Raw genomic sequence first — 17422 nt, 5'->3', positions numbered from 1 at the left:
AAGCAGACGGCGAATCCCACATGCGCCCATCCATCTTCTTCCCCTTCCTCACCTGGCTGCCCGCCATCCGTCCACGCGGCCTCGGCCACGACGCGCTGGTGGGCCTGACCGGCGCCATCCTCGCCCTGCCCCAGTCCATCGCCTATGCACTGATCGCCGGGTTGCCGGCGGAGTACGGGCTCTATGCGGCCGTCGTTCCGGTCATCATCGCCTGCCTCTGGGGATCGTCGCGGCACCTCATCTGCGGGCCGACGGCGGCCATCTCGGTGGTGCTCTTCGCCAGCGTCAGCCCGCTGGCCCTGCCGGGGACCCAGGACTACGTCGGCCTGGTGCTGCTGCTGACCTTCCTCGCCGGGGCATTCCAGTGGCTGCTGGGTGCCCTGCGCTTCGGCTCGCTGGCCAACTTCGTCTCGCAATCGGTGGTGCTCGGTTTCACCCTGGGCGCGGCGCTGGTGATCGCCCTCGGCCAGGTGCCGAACCTGTTGGGCCTGCCCCATCTGGAGGGGCGCGCAACGGCCTGGCAAAGCGCACTTGAGCTGGCGCGGCATGTGCGTGAAGTGCACTGGCCGTCACCGGTGGTGGCGGCCTTCACCCTGGGGCTGTCGATCCTGGTGCGCAGCCTGTGGCCACGCATGCCGGCCCTGCTGATCGGCATCATCGGCGGCAGCCTGCTGGTTCTGGCACTGCCCGGCACCTTCGCCGGTGTCCCGCTGGTGCAGCCCTTCAGCGGAAGCCTGCCGCCGCTGGCCTCGATCCGCTTCGATGCCGAGGACATTCTGCGCCTGCTGCCCTCGGCGGTCGCCTGCGGGCTGCTCGGCCTGGTCACCAGCCTGTCCATTGCCCGTGCACTGGCCTGCCAGTCGCGCCAGATGCTGGATGCGGACCAGGAATGCCGTGGCCAGGGCCTGTCCAATCTGATCGGTGCCTGGTTTTCCGGCTACCTCTCGGCCGGCTCTTTCACCCGTTCCGGGCTGAATCTCCAGGCCGGGGCGCAGTCGCCCCTGTCAGGTGTGTTCTCGGCGCTCTGGGTGGCGCTGTTCGCCCTGCTGGGGGCGAGCCTGATCGCCCACATTCCGCTGCCCGCCATGGCGGCGAGCATCCTGCTCATCTGCTGGGGCCTGCTGGATGGGCGCAGCGTGCGCCAGCTCTGGCGGGTCAGCCGGGCGGAGTTCGTGGTGATGGCGCTGACCTGCATCGCCACCCTGTTGCTGGAGCTACAGACCGCCATCTACGCGGGGGTGCTGGCGTCGCTGTTCTTCTACCTCAAGCGCACCTCGCAGCCACGGGTACTGCAGGCGAAGGAAGAGGATGCCGAGGTCCTGCGCATCGAAGGGTCGATTTTCTTCGGCGCCTGCCCGTACCTGCAGAAGCTGATCCAGCGCAGCCGCGCCGGGTGCCTGGTGCTGGATGCACACCATGTGAATTTCATCGACTACGCCGGGGTGAGCATGCTTCACGAGGAAGCGCGGCGTCTGGGCGGGGAAGGGCGCAGCCTGGTGCTCCGCCGCGCCCGGCCGCAGGTGGCGCGGGAGTTGCGCAAGCTGGAGGGCGAGGGCAGTCGGTTGGTGATCGAGGGATAGCAGGATCGCGGGTTTACTGTGGGCGCGAATTCATTCGCGAATGAATTCGCGCCCACCAGCTCAGCTCTGCGCCAGTTGACGGCGCAACTCGGCCAGCACCGGAGCGCTGTCCGGCAGCACACCGCGCCACAGCAGGAAGGCTTCGGCTGCCTGCTCCACCAGCATCCCCAGGCCATCGAGGGTACGCGCGGCGCCATGTTCGGCGGCCCAGCGGTTGAAGGCAGTCATATCCTTGCCGTACATCATGTCGTAGCAGACGGTGTGGCCCGGTTTGATCAGGCTATGCGAGATGGGCGGCAGGTCGCCGGCGAGGCTCGCCGACGTGCCGTTGATGATCAGGTCCACCGGTTCTTCCAGCCAGTCGAAACCGCTGGCGGATACAGGCCCCAGGTCGGCGAACAACTGGGCCAGGGCTTCGGCCTTTTCCACGGTGCGGTTGGCGACCACCAGGGCGGCCGGCTTCTCGGCCAGCAAGGGCTCGATGACGCCCCGCGCGGCGCCACCGGCGCCAAGCAGGAGGATGCGCTTGCCGGCCAGATCGAGGCCTGCGTTGCGGGTGAGGTCACGCACCAGGCCGGCGCCGTCGGTGTTGTCGCCGAGCAGGCTGCCGTCATCCAGCTTCTTCAGGGTGTTCACCGCACCAGCGCGCTGGGCGCGGGCGCTGAGGCTGCCAGCCAGTTGGTAGGCCTGCTCCTTGAACGGAACAGTGACGTTGCCGCCCTTGCCCGTGGCGAAGAACTGCCGGGCGCAGCCGGTGAAGTCATCCAGCGGCGCCAGCACGGCTTCATAGGTGAGCTGCTGGCCGGTCTGTTCGGCGAACAGGCCGTGGATCAACGGCGACTTGCTGTGGCCGATGGGGTTGCCGAAGACACAGTAGCGATCGGTCACAGCCCTGCCTCCCCGAGCCAGTCGCGATCCTTGAGGAAGTACTCGGTCAGGCGCGCTTCCTCGCTGCCCGGCTCGGGTTTCCAGTCATAGCCCCAGCGCACGTGCGGCGGCAGGGACATGAGGATGGACTCGGTGCGACCACCGGATTGCAGGCCGAACAGGGTGCCGCGGTCGAACACCAGGTTGAACTCCACGTAGCGGCCACGGCGGAACGCCTGGAACTCGCGCTGTTGCTCGGTGAAGGGAGTGTCTTTGCGCTTCTTCAGGATCGGCAGGTAGGCGTCCAGGTAGGCATCACCGATGGCGCGCATGAAGGCGAAGCTGGTGTCGAAATCCCACTGGTTCAGGTCGTCGAAGAACAGGCCGCCGATGCCACGCGGCTCGTTGCGATGCTTGAGGTGGAAGTAGCGGTCGCACCATTCCTTGTAGCGCGGATAGACGTCGGCGCCGAAGGGCGCGCAAGCGTCTCGGGCCACCTTGTGCCAGAGCACGCAGTCCTCTTCGACGGCGTAGTAGGGAGTCAGGTCGAAACCGCCGCCGAACCACCAGACCGGCTCTTCGCCTTCCTTCTCGGCGCAGAAGAAGCGCACATTGGCGTGGGAGGTGGGTACGTGGGGGTTTTCCGGGTGGATCACCAGGGATACGCCGAGGGCCTGGAAGCCACGCCCGGCCAGTTCCGGACGGTGGGCGCTGGCCGATGGCGGCAGGTTGGCGCCGAACACGTGGGAGAAGTTCACGCCACCCTTCTCGATCAGCGCGCCGTTCTCGATCACCCGCGTACGGCCGCCACCACCGGCGGGACGGGTCCAGGCGTCCTCGTAGAAACCGGTCATGCCATCCTCGGCCGCGAGTGCGGCGCAGATGCGGTCTTGCAGATCGAGCAGGTAGGCCTTCACGGCCTCGATACGGTCAGTCACGTGGTCAACCCTGGGAGCAGGTGGAGTGGCGGAAAAATGAGCAGGCAAGCATACCACCGCCCGAGGGCCCTGGTGGCTTGACGGGAATCAAGGCGAGGCGTTGGATGGGGGCTTTCCGACCAGGAGGTTGAAAGCATGGCCAAACGCATCCAGTTCTCCGCCTACGGCGGTCCGGAAGTCCTCGAGTTCGCGGACTACCAGCCGGCGGAGCCGGGGCCGCATGAAGTGCGCGTGCGCAACCGCGCCATCGGCCTGAACTTCATCGACACCTACTACCGCAGCGGCCTCTACCCGGCGCCGAACTTCCCCACCAGTCTCGGCACCGAAGGCGCCGGCGAGGTGGAGGCGGTGGGCAGCGCGGTGACCCAGTTCAAGGTGGGTGATCGCGTCGCCTACGCCACGGGGCCGCTGGGCGCCTACAGCGAATTACACGTGCTGCCGGCGGACAAGCTGGTGCGCCTGCCCGACAGCATCAGCTTCGAACAGGCTGCGGCGGTAATGCTCAAGGGCCTGACCGTGCAGTACCTGCTGCGCCAGACCTTCCCGCTGCAGGGTGGCGAAACCATTCTCTTCCACGCCGCCGCCGGCGGTGTGGGGCTGATTGCCTGTCAGTGGGCCCGCGCCCTTGGCGTGAAGCTGATCGGCACCGTCAGCTCGGCGGAAAAGGCCGCGCAGGCCAAGGCCAACGGAGCCTGGGCGACCATCGACTACAGCCATGAGAACGTGGCGCAAAGGGTGCTGGAGCTCACCAACGGCGCCAAGTGCCCGGTGGTCTATGACTCGGTAGGCAAGGACACCTGGGAGATCTCGCTGGACTGCGTGGCGCCGCGCGGCCTGATGGTCAGTTTCGGCAACGCCTCGGGGCCGGTGACCGGGGTGAACCTGGGCATCCTGGCGCAGAAGGGCTCGCTCTTCGTCACCCGGCCGACGCTGTTTGGCTACGCCAACACGCCGGAACGCCTGCAGGCCATGGCCGATGAGCTGTTCGGGCTGATCGCCGACGGCCGCATCAAGGTGGAGGTGAACCAGCGCTTCGCCCTGGCCGACGCTGCCAAGGCACACACCGCCCTGGCCAGCCGCCAGACCACCGGCTCGACCGTGCTTATCCCCTGAGGACGCGCCCGCTGGCCAGGTCGCGAATCACGCTGGGGTTGCGTCGTCCACCGAGGGCGCCCCCCAGCACTGCGTCCAGCTCATAACCAAAGTACTGCTGGACGCGCAGTCGCGAGTACGCGGCCGGACGGCCCGACGGGTTGGCGGAGGTGGAAACCAGCGGCCCGGTTAGGGCGCACAGGTCACGCACCAGCGGATGGTCGCTGACGCGCAGGGCGACGCTATCGTGCCGGCCTGTGATCCACTCCGGCAGCAGGTCCTGGTGCGGCACCAGCCAGGTGTTGGGGCCCGGCCAGGTGCTGGCGAGCTTGTCTATCCAGGCGTCCGGGAGGCCCTCGAGGAGGAAGTCGAACTGGCGGATGTTGTCCGCCACCAGGATCACGCCCTTCTCCACGGGACGCTCCTTGAGCGCCAGCAGGCGATAGACTGCGTCCTCGTTCCAGGGGTCGCAACCCAGGCCCCAGACCGCCTCGGTGGGATAGGCGATAACCCCGCCTTCACGCACGATCCGCGCCACTTGCTGCACACGCCAACTGCTTACCATCACCCGCTCCCGCAATACTGGATCGCCAGAGTGTACAGGGCTCAACCTTGGCGATGCACCCAGCAGCCCGCCTCACGGGCGACGCGGCCCATCAGCTCCAGGTCGGTGAGTTCGGCGAGCACGCGCGGCAGTTCCCAGCCGCTGGCAAGGGCCAGGCCTTCGCTGCTGTAGGGCGCCGCACGCAACAGATCGAGCAGCGGATGTGCCTCCTGGAGGGGCGCCTCGATTCGCGGTTCGGACGCCACCGCCTGCCAGCCGCGCAGCGCTTCGAGAATGTCTTCGACCTTCTCCACCAGAGCCGCTCCTTCGCGAATCAGCTGGTGACAGCCACGGGCGCCGGGATGGTGGATGGAGCCGGGTATGGCGTAGACCTCGCGCCCCTGCTCGGCGGCCAGGCGCGCGGTGATCAGCGAACCGCTGGAGGGGCTGGCTTCCACCACCAGGACACCGAGGGACAGCCCACTGATGATGCGATTGCGTCGTGGAAAGTTGGCCGGCTGGGGCGGACATTCCAGCGGCAGTTCGGACACCAGTGCGCCGCCTTCGTCGACGATGCGCGCTGCCAGGCCTCGGTGGCGATCGGGATAGACGCGCTCGAGACCGGTGCCGAGCACCGCCACTGTCGCGCCCTCGACCTCCAGTGCGCCCAGATGGGCAGCGCCATCGATGCCCAGGGCCAGGCCGCTGGTGATGACGAAACCACCACCGGCCAGGCTGCGGGCAAAGGCGCGAGCGGTATCCAGGCCGGCCACCGAAGCGCGGCGGCTGCCGACCATGGCCAGTTGCGGACGCTCAAGCAGGGTTGCATCACCGGCGACATACAGCAGCGGCGGCGCATTGCCGAGTTCGGCCAGCAGGGCGGGGTAGTCGGGAGAGTCCCAGCACAGCAACTGGTGGCCGGGGCGCTCCTGCCAGGCCAGGGCGCGGGCGGCCGCATCACGGATCTCCGGGCTACGTCGTGGGGCGGCTGAGGCTTCCGGCATGCCCAGCGATCGCCAGGCAGAGGCCGGAGCGCTGAGGGCTGCGGAGGCGGAACCAAAGGCTTCGATCAGGCGACGGAAACGCGCGGGGCCAAGTTCGGGGAGGTGATGCAGACGAAGGCGAGCATCCAGCTCGGCAGGGGAGATTGATGGCATTCGATCGGTCCTTGATCGCGCCGCAATCGCGGCAGAACCGCCATCAATACAACAAGCCCCCGCATGGCGGGGGCCTGGAGGTGTTACGGGTTGTGTACCTTGTCCAGCACCGCCAGCTGACGGGTAGCGGCGAGTACCAGGCCGTAGCTGAGCTTGTCGTAGGTGCGGAACACCATCAGCAGGCCGGCGCGCTCGTCCGGGACCTTGATGAACTCGTCGGTGATGCGGTCACGGACAGTTTCGCCGGTCTTGTAGACCGCCAGCACGTTGCCTTCCACCAGGCCGTCGCGCTTGCCCTTGTTGATCGTCACCACATCGAACTGGCCGATCTGGGTCACGCCGCGCGGTACATCGAGGATCACGCCGCTGATGTCGCGATCCGGCGCGCTGGGCATGAAGGTGGAGTTGATCGCGCGTTCCTCGGTGGGGAACAGGCGGTCGCCCAGGCGGACTTCCTGGGTGGAGCGGGTCAGCTGCAGGGTACCGATATCACCCTCGTCGGCGACCATTTCGCCGCCACCGATGTCGTCGGCGTTGATGCCGAGGAACTCCTTGGTTTCCGGATCCAGGTAGGTCTTGCCCTGGCGGAAGATGCCGTAGGCCGGCTGCTCCTGGGAGAAGTTGCCACGGGCATAGACGCGGTCACCGGCGCCGCTGACCACGCGTTCGGCGTTGCCGGCGACAACGTAGGGCGCGCCCTCGAACTCCTTGGGATCGTCGATGATGCGGTTGCTCAGCAGGAAGGCGTTGATGGCTTCCAGCGGAATGGCCGGGATGGCTTCGGCCATCGGCGTGCTGCGCACGGTGGGCGACAGCTTGATGGTGCCGCGGGACGCGCCGCGGTTCAGCATCAGGCGTGGTTGGCCATCGACGTAGACCAGGCTGAGCACATCGCCGGGGTAGATAAGATGCGGGTTCTCGATCTGCGGGTTGGCGTGCCAGATCTCCGGCCATTTCCACGGCTGGCTAAGGAACTTGCCCGAGATATCCCAGAGCGTATCGCCCTTGACGACGGTATAGCGCTCGGGGTGCCCTTCCTTGAGTTCCACCGCAGCCTGGGTCAGGCCACTGGCGGCCAGGAGCAGCAGGGCGAGTAGTGATTTCCTCATGCGGTGAATCCCTTTATTATGTTCATTCACATGAAACGCCCTGAGAGCCGCCCCAACCGGGCTCTGCAGCCGTTTTTCGATGCTGCGCACCATCTTAGCAGCGGATTTTCAACTTATTCCACAAGTGCATCACAAACGCATATGGCGATTCTGAACATTCTCGAATTCCCCGATCCGCGGTTGCGCACCATCGCCAAACCGGTGGAGGTGGTCGACGACTCCATCCGCAAGCTGATCGACGACATGTTCGAAACCATGTACGACGCTCCCGGTATCGGCTTGGCCGCCACCCAGGTGAACGTCCACAAACGTGTGGTGGTGATGGACCTGTCGGAAGACAAATCCGAGCCACGGGTCTTCATCAACCCCGAGTTCGAGTCCCTGACCGACCAGATGGACCAGTATCAGGAAGGCTGTCTGTCGGTTCCGGGCTTCTATGAGAACGTCGATCGCCCGCAGAAGGTGAAGATCAAGGCCCTGGACCGCGACGGCCAGCCCTATGAACTGATCGCCGAAGGCCTGTTGGCCGTGTGCATCCAGCACGAGTGCGACCACCTCAACGGCAAGCTCTTCGTCGACTACCTGTCGTCCCTCAAGCGCGACCGAATCAAGAAGAAGCTGGAAAAGCAGCACCGCCAGCAGGCTTGATTCCCCGATCCCAAAGGCTTGCCCCGGCAAGCCTTTTCTTTTTGGTGACTTCCCCATGACCGAGCCATTGCGCCTCGTCTTCGCCGGCACCCCCGAGTTCGCCGCCGAGCACCTCAAGGCCCTGCTGGATTCCCGCCACCAGGTCATCGCCGTCTACACCCAGCCGGACCGCCCGGCCGGTCGCGGCCAGAAGCTGATGCCGAGCCCGGTCAAGCAACTGGCGGTCGAACACGGCATTGCGGTGCTGCAACCGCCGACCCTGCGTGATCCGGCCGCCCAGGCCGAGCTCAAGGCCCTTGGCGCCGACCTGATGGTGGTAGTCGCCTACGGCCTGATCCTGCCGCAGGTGGTGCTCGACACCCCGCGTCTCGGCTGCATCAACAGCCATGCCTCGCTGCTCCCGCGTTGGCGCGGCGCGGCGCCGATCCAGCGCGCGGTGCAAGCCGGAGACGCGGAAAGCGGCGTCACCGTGATGCAGATGGAGGCCGGCCTCGATACCGGACCTATGCTGCTCAAGGTCACCACCCGGATCAGTGCGGATGACACTGGCGGCAGCCTGCACGACCGCCTCGCGCAATTGGGTCCGAAGGCCGTGCTGGAGGCCATCGAAGGTCTCGCCGCCGGTACCTTGAAAGGCGAAGTGCAGGACGACGCCCTGGCCAACTACGCCCACAAGCTGAACAAGGATGAGGCGCGCCTCGACTGGAGCCGCTCGGCGGTGGAGCTGGAACGCCTGGTACGCGCCTTCAACCCCTGGCCCATCTGCCACAGCGCCCTCGACGGCGAGCCGCTGAAGGTGCTCGCCGCCACCCTGGGCGAAGGCAAGGGCGCGCCCGGCCAGATACTGGCCGCCAGCAAGGACGGGCTGACCGTGGCCTGTGGCGACGGCGCCCTGCGCCTGACCCGCCTGCAATTGCCCGGTGGCAAGCCGCTGAACTTCGCCGACCTCTTCAATAGCCGTCGCGAGCAGTTCGCCGTGGGCAAGGTGCTGGGCGCATGAATCCACGTCTCGCCGCCGCCCGAGCCCTCGCCGCGGTGCTTTCCGGCAAGGCGTCCCTCGGCGGCAGCCTGCCAGCGCAACTGGACAAGGTGGAGCCTCGCGATCGCGCCCTGGCCCAGGACCTCGCCTTCGGTGCCGCCCGCTGGCAGCCGCGCCTCGCCGCACTGGCCGAGCGCCTGCTGCAGAAGCCCTTCAAGACCGCCGACAAGGACGTGGAGGCGCTGCTGCTGGTCGGCCTCTACCAGCTCTTCCATACCCGCATCCCCGCCCACGCAGCCATCGGTGAAACCGTCGGCTGCGCGGACAAGCTGAAGAAACCCTGGGCCAAGGGCCTGCTCAATGCCGTGCTGCGCAATGCCCAGCGCCAGGGCGAAGCGATCTTCGCCGAGCTCGAACGCGATCCGGCGGCACGCACCGCCCACCCGCGCTGGTTGCAGAAGGCCCTCAAGGCCGCCTGGCCGGAGCACTGGGAGGCGGTCTGCGCGGCGAACAATGCCCATCCGCCGCTGATTCTCCGGGTCAATCGCCGCCACGGCAGCCGCGACACCTACCTGGCCGAACTGGCGCACGCCGGCATCGCCGCCGAACCCTGCGCCTTCAGCCGAGACGGCATTCGCCTTGCGGAAGCGCGCGATGTGAAGACCCTGCCCGGCTTCGCCGAAGGCCGCGTCAGCGTGCAGGACGAAGCCGCGCAACTGGCGGCCGACCTGCTTGAGCTGGCCCCCGGACAGCGGGTGCTGGACGCCTGCTGCGCCCCCGGCGGCAAGACCTGCCACCTGCTGGAGGCCGAAGCGGGCCTCGCCGAAGTGGTGGCCGTGGACCTGGAAGAAAGCCGCCTGGTGCGAGTGCGCGAGAACCTCGACCGCCTCGGCCTGGACGCCCGGCTGATCGCCGCCGACGGCCGCGACACCGCCGGTTGGTGGGACGGCAAGCCGTTCCAGCGCATCCTGCTGGACGCGCCCTGCTCGGCCACCGGCGTGATCCGCCGCCACCCGGACATCAAGCTGACGCGCAAGGAAGACGACATCCCGGCCCTGGCCCAGCTCCAGGGCGAGCTGCTGGACGCCCTCTGGCCGACCCTGGAAGTGGGCGGCGTGCTGCTCTACGCCACCTGTTCCACGCTGCCCCGGGAGAACAGCGACAACATCGCCGCCTTCCTTGCCCGTACGCCGGGCGCCCGGGAGCTGGACATCCCCGGCACCTACGGGCTGAAGCAACCCCATGGCCGCCAGTTGCTGGCACAGGAAGACGGCCATGACGGTTTCTACTATGCCAAGCTGATCAAGATCGCCGCCTCGCCACGCGGCTAACGGAGCTAGCAGTGAAGATCATCATTCTCGGTGCAGGCCAGGTGGGCGGTACGCTCGCCGAACACCTTTCCGACGAGGCCAACGACATCACGGTGGTGGACACCGATGGCGACCGCCTGCGCGACCTCGGTGATCGCCTCGACATCCGAACCGTGCAGGGCCGCGGTTCCTTTCCCACCGTGCTGCGCCAGGCCGGTGCCGACGATGCCGACATGCTGGTGGCGGTGACCAATAGCGACGAAGTGAACATGGTCGCCTGCCAGGTGGCCTACACCTTCTTCCACACCCCGACCAAGATCGCCCGGGTACGTGAAGCGGCCTACCTGACCCGCGCCGGCCTGTTCGACAACGAAGCCATTCCGGTGGATGTACTGATCAGCCCCGAGCAGGTGGTGACCAACTACATCAAGCGCCTGATCGAGTATCCCGGTGCCCTGCAGGTGATCGACTTCGCCGAAGGCAAGGCCCAGCTGGTGGGAGTCAAGGCTTACTACGGCGGCCCGCTGGTGGGCCATGAGCTGCGCCAGATCCGCGAGCACATGCCCAACGTGGATACGCGCGTGGCCGCCATCTTCCGCCGCAACCGGCCGATCCTGCCCAAGGGCGACACGGTGATCGAGGCCGACGACGAAGTCTTCTTCATCGCCGCCAAGGCGCACATCCGCGCCGTGATGAGCGAGCTGCGCCGCCTGGAAGACAGCTACAAGCGCGTGGTGATCGCCGGCGGCGGCCATATCGGTGAGCGCCTGGCCGAGGCCATCGAGAGCCGTTACCAGGTGAAGATCATCGAGATGAATGCGGCGCGCTGCCGCCATCTCTCGGAAGTCCTGGACAGCACCATCGTGCTCCAGGGCAGCGCCTCCGACCGCGACCTGCTGGTAGAGGAGAACATCAGCGACGCGGACATCTTCCTCGCCCTGACCAACGACGACGAGGCCAACATCATGTCCTCGCTGCTGGCCAAGCGCCTTGGCGCGCGCAAGGTGATGACCATCATCAACAACCCGGCCTACGTGGACCTGGTGCAAGGCGGCGACATCGACATCGCCATCAGCCCGCAGCTGGCCACCATCGGCACCCTGCTGACCCACGTACGCCGTGGCGATATCGTCAGCGTGCACTCGCTGCGCCGTGGCGCGGCCGAGGCCATCGAGGCCATCGCCCACGGCGACGCCAAGTCGAGCAAGGTGGTGGGCAAGATGATCGAGGACATCGCCCTGCCGCCAGGCACCACCATCGGCGCCATCATCCGCGACGAGGAAGTGCTGATCGCCCACGACGACACCGTGATCGAATCCGGTGACCACGTGATCCTGTTCCTCGTGGACAAGAAGTACATCCGTGACGCCGAGCGCCTGTTCCAGGTCGGACTGACCTTCTTCTGAGTCTGATGCGCCGAGGTGCGGAAGTGGTTTGCGGATAATTCGCAGACCATTTCGGCCTCAGCCTACATCCGGCCTGCGTGCCCCGGGGTTAGGGTTCGGCCCCCTGCATTTCCGAACCCGCCCGGTCCATGTCCAGCCTCAGTTCCCGGCATCGCTCACAACGCCCGACAACCTTCGCCCTGCCACCTTCCGCCTCGTGCGCCCCTCGCCACGCTGCCATCCGCCGCATCTTCGGCGTGCTGCTGATGCTGTTCAGCTGCACCCAACTGCCGCCGCTGCTGATCGACCTCTACTACGGCGAAGGCGCCTGGTCCGGATTCCTTCTCGCCCTGCTGATCACCCTGGCCACCGGCCTGCTCACCTGGCTGCCGGTGCGCGGCGCCCGCGAGGAGCTGCGGATCCGCGACGGCTACCTGATCACCGCGCTGTTCTGGATCGTGCTCGGCAGCTTCGGCAGCATTCCCTTCCTGCTGATCGACAACCCGCGCATGACGCCGGTGGATGCGCTGTTCGAGTCCGTCTCCGGCATCAGCACCACCGGCGCCACCGTGCTCACCGGCCTCGACCGGCTGCCCAGGGCGGTCCTCTACTACCGTCAGCAGCTGCAATGGTTCGGCGGCATGGGCATCATCGTGCTGGCGGTGGCCATCATGCCGATGCTCGGCATCGGCGGCATGCAGCTGTACCGGGCGGAAATGCCCGGCCCGCTGAAGGAGCAGAAGCTCTCGCCACGCATCGCCGAAACCGCCAAGACCCTCTGGCTGCTCTACTGCGGGCTGACCCTGGCCTGCGCCCTGGCCTACTGGGCAGCCGGCATGAGCCTGTTCGACGCCATCGGCCACAGCTTCTCGACCATCGCCATCGGTGGCTTCTCCACCCACGACGCCAGCATCGGCTACTTCGACAGCCCGCTGATCGAGCTGATCTGCATGTTCTTCCTGGTCGTCTCCGGGATCAATTTCGGCCTGCACTTCCTCGCCTGGCGCAGCCGCAGCCTGCGGCATTACCTGCGCGACGCGGAGTGCCGCAGCTACCTCCTGCTGCTGTTCGCGGTGTTCCTGATCTGCGCGACCACGCTGATGATCCACCAGCACTACGAGCAGCCTTGGCAGTCGCTGCGTTATGCGGCCTTCATGGTGGTGTCCATCGCCACCACCACGGGCTTCGGCCTGGCCGACTTCAGCACCTGGCCGACGCTGCTGCCGTACCTGCTGCTCTACACCACCTTCATCGGCGCCTGCGCCGGTTCCACCGGCGGCGGCATGAAGGTGATGCGCATCCTGCTGGTCTATCGCCAGGGGATCAGGGAGTTCCAGCGCCTGCTGCATCCCAACGGCGTGTTCAGCGTCAAGCTGGGTCGCCGGCACATCCCGGACCGGGTGATGGAATCGGTCTGGGGCTTCTGCTCGATCTACCTGCTGACCTTCGTCGTGCTCCTGCTGGTCCTGCTCGCGCTCGGCCTGGACCAGCTGACCGCCTTTTCCGCCCTGGCCTCCTGCATGAACAACCTCGGCCCCGCCCTGGGCGACGCCGCCCTGCACTATGCCAACCTGCCCGACAGTGCCAAGCTGGTGCTGAGCCTGGCCATGGTGCTGGGCCGGCTGGAAGTGTTTTCCCTGCTGATCCTCCTCAGCCCTGCCTTCTGGCGCTTCTGACCGGCACAATGGCGAACCACACGCAGGAGAGGACGGGGCATGATCGAATCACTGGAAAAGATGCTGGCCAGGGGCGTGGACAATCCGCTGCTTCGCTTCGGCCTGGGCAAGGGTTACCTCGACCAGGGTGACGCGGCCAAGGCCGCCGAGCACCTGCGCCGCTGCGTCGAACAGGACCCGAAATATTCGGCCGCCTGGAAGCTGCTGGGCAAGGCGCTGGAGGCCGAGAGCGACTTCGCCGCCGCCCGCGCGGCCTGGACCGAAGGCCTGGCGGCCGCCCAGGCCCACGGTGACAAGCAGGCGGAGAAGGAAATGACCGTGTTCCTCAAGCGCCTGGACAAGCGCGCTTAGGTCTTGATGTAGCACCGTAGGGTGGGTTTCAGCCCACCAGCTCTTTACCGCCTGGGCTGAAGCGGAGCGCCGCCCGGCCCACCCTGCACCAGCGGCCCCGCCGGGAGGCGGGGCCGTTTTTTCTCAAAGCACTTCCGACGCCACCTGATCCACCGCCGCCTTGGCGATGGCGACGACCTCGTCGGCCTCGGCGCGGGTCAGAACCAGCGGCGGGGCGAAGCCGAGGATGTCGCCGTGGGGCATGGCGCGGGCGATCATGCCGCGCTCCAGGCAGGCCGCCGAGACCCGCGGCCCCACCTTGAGGCTGGCATCGAAGGGCGTGCGCGCCTCGCGGTCGGCCATGAACTCCAGGGCGGCCAGCATGCCGTCGCCGCGCACCTCGCCCACCAGCGGATGGCCTTCGAAGGTCTGGCGCAGCCGCTGGTTCAGGTAGCCACCCACCTCGCCGGCATTGGCGGTGATGTTCTCCCGCTCGAGGATGTCCAGGTTGGCCAGAGCCGCCGCCGCGCAGACCGGGTGGCCGGAATAGGTCCAGCCATGGCCCATGGCGCCCTGGGTGGTGGAGGCGTTGTCGATCACGTCCCACACCTTCTCGCCGACGATCACCGCCGACAGCGGCGCGTAGGCGCTGGTCAGGCCCTTGGCGGTGGTGATCAGGTCCGGCTTGATGCCGTAGCGCTGGCTGCCCATCTTGTCGCCCACGCGGCCGAAGGCGCAGACCACCTCGTCGGCGATCAGCAGGATGTCGTACTTCGCCAGCACCGCCTGGATCGCCTGCCAGTAGCCCTTGGGCGGGACGATGATGCCGCCGGTGCCCATCACCGGCTCGCCGATGAAGGCGGCCACGGTGTCCGGGCCCTCGGCGAGGATCAGTTTCTCCAGCTCCTCGGCGCAGTAACGCACGAAGGCTGCCTCGTCCATGCCTGCCGGCGCCTTGTAGAAGTGCGGGCAGAGGGTGTGCTTGACGCCTTCCACCGGCAGGTCGAAGTGCTGATGGAAGCTCGCCAGGCCGGTGAGGCTGCCGGTGACCAGGCCCGAGCCGTGGTAGCCGCGCTGGCGGGAGATGATCTTCTTCTTCTGCGGGCGGCCGAGCACGTTGTTGTAGTAGCGCACCAGCTTGATCTGGGTCTCGTTGGCGTCCGAGCCGGACATGCCGTAGTAGACCTTCTTCATCCCGGCCGGCGCCCAGTCGATGATGCGCGCCGAGAGCTCGATGATGGCCTCGCTCGAGTGGCCCACGTAGGTGTGGTAGTAGGCCAGTTGCTTGGCTTGCTCATAGATGGCCTCGGCCACCTCGGTGCGGCCGTAGCCGATGTTCACGCAGTACAGGCCGGCGAAGGCATCCAGCAGCTCGCGGCCCTGGTGGTCGCGGATGCGCACGCCCGAGGCGCCGGTGATGATGCGGCCGGGCAATGCTCCGCTGGCATGGTCATGGGCGTGGGTGGACGGGTGCATGAAGTGCGCGCGGTCCTGCTCGAAGAGTTTGGCGTAGTCGCTCATGTCGGATTCCTCGCTGGCTCAGAATTGCCCGTGGTGCAGGCAGAAGTATTTGGTTTCGACGAAGGGTTCGAAGCCTTCGCTGCCGCCTTCGCGGCCCAGGCCCGAGGCCTTCATGCCGCCGAAGGGAATAGGGTGGCCGGTGAACTTGGCGCCGTTGACCGCGACCATGGCGAACTCCAGCTGGCGCATCAGCGGCCAGATGCGGTCCACGCGCTGGGAGCAGATGTAGGCAGCCAGGCCGTACTCGCTGTCGTTGGCCAGGGCGACGGCTTCTTCCAGGCTGTCGTAGGGAGTGACCCCGGCGATGGGGGCGAAGTTCTCCTCGCGCCAGATGCGCATCTCGGGGGTCACGTCGGCCAGCAGGGTCGGCTGGTAGAACCAGCCGCCCAGGGCATGGGGTTCGCCGCCGGCCAGCAGGCGGGCGCCCTGATCGAGGGCGTCACGCACGCGGGCGTCGGTGCTGTCGAAGGCGGCCTGGTGCATCAGCGGGCCGATCTGGCTGCGCTCATCGAGGCCGGGGCCGACCCGCAGTTCGCGCACGGCGCGGGCGAAGCGTTCGAGGAAGGGCTCATAGAGCTCGCGCGCCACCAGGATGCGGTTGGCGGCGCAGCAGTCCTGGCCGGAGGTCTGGAACTTGGCGTCGATGGCGAATTTCACCGCCTGCTCCAGGTCGGCATCGGCGCAGACGATGAAGGGCGCGTTGCCACCCAGCTCCAGGGCGACCTTCTTCACCTCGGTCGCGGCGGCCTGAAGCACCAGCTTGCCGACCCGGGTCGAGCCGGTGAAGCTCACCGCGCGCACGCGGCTGTCGCGCACCAGGGTCTCCATGGCCATCTGCGGTTCGCCGAGCACGACGTTGAACACGCCGGCGGGGAAGCCCGCCTCCTCGGCCAGCTGGGCCAGGGCGAAGGCGGAGTAGGGCGTCTCGTGGGCCGGCTTGACCACCAGGGTGCAGCCGGCGGCGAGGGCGGCGGCGGCCTTGCGGGTGATCATCGCCGAGGGGAAGTTCCACGGCGTCAGCAGGGCCACCACGCCCACCGGCTCCATCACCGTGCCCAGGTGGGCGCCGGGGATGTGACTGGGGATGGTGCGGCCGTCCAGGCGCCGGGCCTGTTCGGCGAACCAGGGGATGAAGCTGGCGGCGTACTCGATCTCGCCACGGGCCTCGAACAGCGGCTTGCCCTGTTCCAGGCTGAGGATCTGGGCAAGGTCTTCCTTGTGCTCGAGGATCAGCTCGGCCCAGCGGCGCAGGTGCTGGGCGCGCTGGTCCAGGCTGGCGCGGCGCCAGGCCGGGAAGGCCTTCTCGGCGGCATCCACGGCGGCGCGGATCTGCGCCGGGTCGAGCAGCGGGACATGGCCGATCAGGCTCTGGTCGGCGGGGTTGTGCACGGCAATGCTGGCGCCGCTCTCGCTATGGACCCAATGGCCATCGAGGTAGCAGAGCGACTTGAACAGCAGAGGATGATTCAGCGGCATGGCCTGGGCCTCCGTTCTCGTTGATCTGGGCTCCATGCTAGGGAGTCGCGGCCTGCGGGGTTTTCGCTTTTCGGGGGGTGGCGCTGGGTGTTTTTTCGGTTGATCGGGGGTGTGGAAGAAAAACATGCGGCGGGCCTGTAGGAGCACGCGCGGTATGTCGATTCAGGCTTGTAGGATGCGGTGGAGCGGAGCGATACCCATCAGCCCCGTCCGCATGGGTATCGCTCCGCTCGCGGAACGCCGCCCGACCCATCCTACGAACTACGGTCCTTTCGCGAATGAATTCGCTCGGAGCCTTAGCCGAAGTAACCCTCCGGCACCAGCGGTTCCGCTTCGCCGGCCTTGATCGTCTTGGTGACGATGTAGGTGAAGTAGCGCTCGATGCCGAGGTCTTCCAGCAGCAGCTGGTCGACGAAGCGCTGGTAGTGGTCGATGTCGTGGGCCTGGATCATGGCGATGTAGTCCACGCCGCCACCGGTTGCATAGCAGTGCACCACTTCCGGTGCGTCGCGCAGGCGCTGCTCGAAGCGGCGCATGTCCTGGGCGGTGTGGCGGGCGAGGGTGATCTCCACCAGGACCTGGCTGGTCTTGAACAGCGCGGCCCAGTCGATCACCGCCCGGTAGCCCTTGATCAGCCCGGCTTCCTCCAACTTGCGTACCCGCTCCCAGGCGGGGCTGACGGAGAGGTTGATCTCCTCGGCCAGGCGCGACTTGGTGATGCGCCCGTCCTCGGCCAGCAGGCGGAGGATCTTCAGATCGTAGCGATCGAGCTTGTACATGGAGCCTCCCGTCGGCCCGAAGCGCCGCCCG

General features: G+C 67.1%; 16 protein-coding genes. 8 read left to right on the top strand and 8 right to left on the bottom strand.

Annotation, left to right across the window (positions count from 1 at the left end; genetic code table 11):
- The first annotated feature begins 20 nt into the window (after positions 1 to 20).
- Positions 21 to 1580 (top strand): SulP family inorganic anion transporter, encoded by a 1560-nt coding sequence (locus FXN65_RS00195; RefSeq protein ID WP_151131089.1) that lies wholly within the window; start codon positions 21 to 23, stop codon positions 1578 to 1580.
- A 60-nt stretch (positions 1581 to 1640) separates the two neighbouring features.
- On the opposite strand, the gene aroE is transcribed toward FXN65_RS00195, so the two are convergent.
- On the bottom strand, positions 1641 to 2468 hold the full coding sequence (gene aroE / locus FXN65_RS00190; protein WP_151131088.1) for a shikimate dehydrogenase: 828 nt from the start codon (positions 2466 to 2468) through the stop codon (positions 1641 to 1643).
- The gene (hemF, locus tag FXN65_RS00185) at positions 2465 to 3385 is read right to left on the bottom strand and encodes an oxygen-dependent coproporphyrinogen oxidase (protein ID WP_151131087.1); all 921 of its coding nucleotides are present in this window, start codon (positions 3383 to 3385) and stop codon (positions 2465 to 2467) included. The genes aroE and hemF overlap by 4 nt, the downstream gene beginning before the upstream one ends.
- Positions 3386 to 3520: 135 nt before the next feature.
- On the opposite strand from hemF, the gene FXN65_RS00180 reads away from it, so the two are divergent.
- Positions 3521 to 4498 carry an NADPH:quinone reductase gene (locus tag FXN65_RS00180; RefSeq protein ID WP_151131086.1) on the top strand — a complete coding sequence of 326 codons (978 nt, stop codon included), beginning with the start codon at positions 3521 to 3523 and terminating at the stop codon, positions 4496 to 4498.
- Here FXN65_RS00180 and FXN65_RS00175 read toward each other — a convergent pair.
- The 3 genes from FXN65_RS00175 to FXN65_RS00165 all read right to left on the bottom strand — a co-directional run bounded on the left by FXN65_RS00175 (position 4488) and on the right by FXN65_RS00165 (position 7287).
- Positions 4488 to 5042, bottom strand: a complete 555-nt coding sequence (locus FXN65_RS00175) for an L-threonylcarbamoyladenylate synthase (protein ID WP_151131085.1) — start codon at positions 5040 to 5042, stop codon at positions 4488 to 4490. The genes FXN65_RS00180 and FXN65_RS00175 overlap by 11 nt on opposite strands.
- Before the next feature lie 41 nt (positions 5043 to 5083).
- On the bottom strand, positions 5084 to 6178 hold the full coding sequence (gene dprA, locus FXN65_RS00170) for a DNA-processing protein DprA (RefSeq protein ID WP_151131084.1): 1095 nt from the start codon (positions 6176 to 6178) through the stop codon (positions 5084 to 5086).
- 83 nt (positions 6179 to 6261) lie between these two features.
- Positions 6262 to 7287 carry a LysM peptidoglycan-binding domain-containing protein gene (locus FXN65_RS00165; RefSeq protein WP_151131083.1) on the bottom strand — a complete coding sequence of 342 codons (1026 nt, stop codon included), beginning with the start codon at positions 7285 to 7287 and terminating at the stop codon, positions 6262 to 6264.
- 141 nt (positions 7288 to 7428) lie between these two features.
- On the opposite strand from FXN65_RS00165, the gene def reads away from it, so the two are divergent.
- The 6 genes from def (at position 7429) to FXN65_RS00135 (ending at position 13636) form a co-directional block, all read left to right on the top strand.
- Positions 7429 to 7935 (top strand): peptide deformylase, encoded by a 507-nt coding sequence (gene def, locus FXN65_RS00160; protein ID WP_151131082.1) that lies wholly within the window; start codon positions 7429 to 7431, stop codon positions 7933 to 7935.
- 55 nt (positions 7936 to 7990) lie between these two features.
- A complete protein-coding gene (fmt, locus tag FXN65_RS00155) occupies positions 7991 to 8935 on the top strand; it encodes a methionyl-tRNA formyltransferase (RefSeq protein WP_151131081.1) in 945 nt (314 codons plus the stop codon).
- Positions 8932 to 10245 (top strand): 16S rRNA (cytosine(967)-C(5))-methyltransferase RsmB, encoded by a 1314-nt coding sequence (gene rsmB / locus FXN65_RS00150; RefSeq protein ID WP_151131080.1) that lies wholly within the window; start codon positions 8932 to 8934, stop codon positions 10243 to 10245. Before fmt ends, rsmB begins: the two co-directional genes overlap by 4 nt.
- Before the next feature lie 11 nt (positions 10246 to 10256).
- Positions 10257 to 11630, top strand: a complete 1374-nt coding sequence (gene trkA, locus FXN65_RS00145; RefSeq protein WP_151131079.1) for a Trk system potassium transporter TrkA — start codon at positions 10257 to 10259, stop codon at positions 11628 to 11630.
- Between the two features lie 128 nt (positions 11631 to 11758).
- Positions 11759 to 13285 carry a TrkH family potassium uptake protein gene (locus FXN65_RS00140; protein ID WP_151131078.1) on the top strand — a complete coding sequence of 509 codons (1527 nt, stop codon included), beginning with the start codon at positions 11759 to 11761 and terminating at the stop codon, positions 13283 to 13285.
- Positions 13286 to 13324: 39 nt separating this feature from the next.
- Positions 13325 to 13636, top strand: a complete 312-nt coding sequence (locus tag FXN65_RS00135; protein ID WP_151131077.1) for a tetratricopeptide repeat protein — start codon at positions 13325 to 13327, stop codon at positions 13634 to 13636.
- Between the two features lie 123 nt (positions 13637 to 13759).
- On the opposite strand, the gene FXN65_RS00130 is transcribed toward FXN65_RS00135, so the two are convergent.
- From FXN65_RS00130 to FXN65_RS00120, 3 genes are all read right to left on the bottom strand, one after another.
- The gene (locus tag FXN65_RS00130) at positions 13760 to 15136 is read right to left on the bottom strand and encodes an aspartate aminotransferase family protein (protein ID WP_151131076.1); all 1377 of its coding nucleotides are present in this window, start codon (positions 15134 to 15136) and stop codon (positions 13760 to 13762) included.
- 18 nt (positions 15137 to 15154) lie between these two features.
- Complete coding sequence (locus FXN65_RS00125) at positions 15155 to 16612, bottom strand: NAD-dependent succinate-semialdehyde dehydrogenase (protein ID WP_151131075.1); 1458 nt, start codon at positions 16610 to 16612, stop codon at positions 15155 to 15157.
- Positions 16613 to 16908: 296 nt separating this feature from the next.
- The gene (locus tag FXN65_RS00120) at positions 16909 to 17391 is read right to left on the bottom strand and encodes an Lrp/AsnC family transcriptional regulator (protein ID WP_151131074.1); all 483 of its coding nucleotides are present in this window, start codon (positions 17389 to 17391) and stop codon (positions 16909 to 16911) included.
- Positions 17392 to 17422: the final 31 nt, after the last annotated feature.

It is taken from the genome of Pseudomonas lalkuanensis (assembly GCF_008807375.1).
In the GTDB taxonomy this organism is placed as follows: domain Bacteria; phylum Pseudomonadota; class Gammaproteobacteria; order Pseudomonadales; family Pseudomonadaceae; genus Metapseudomonas; species Metapseudomonas lalkuanensis.
This window is presented reverse-complemented; position numbering and strand designations above follow the sequence as displayed.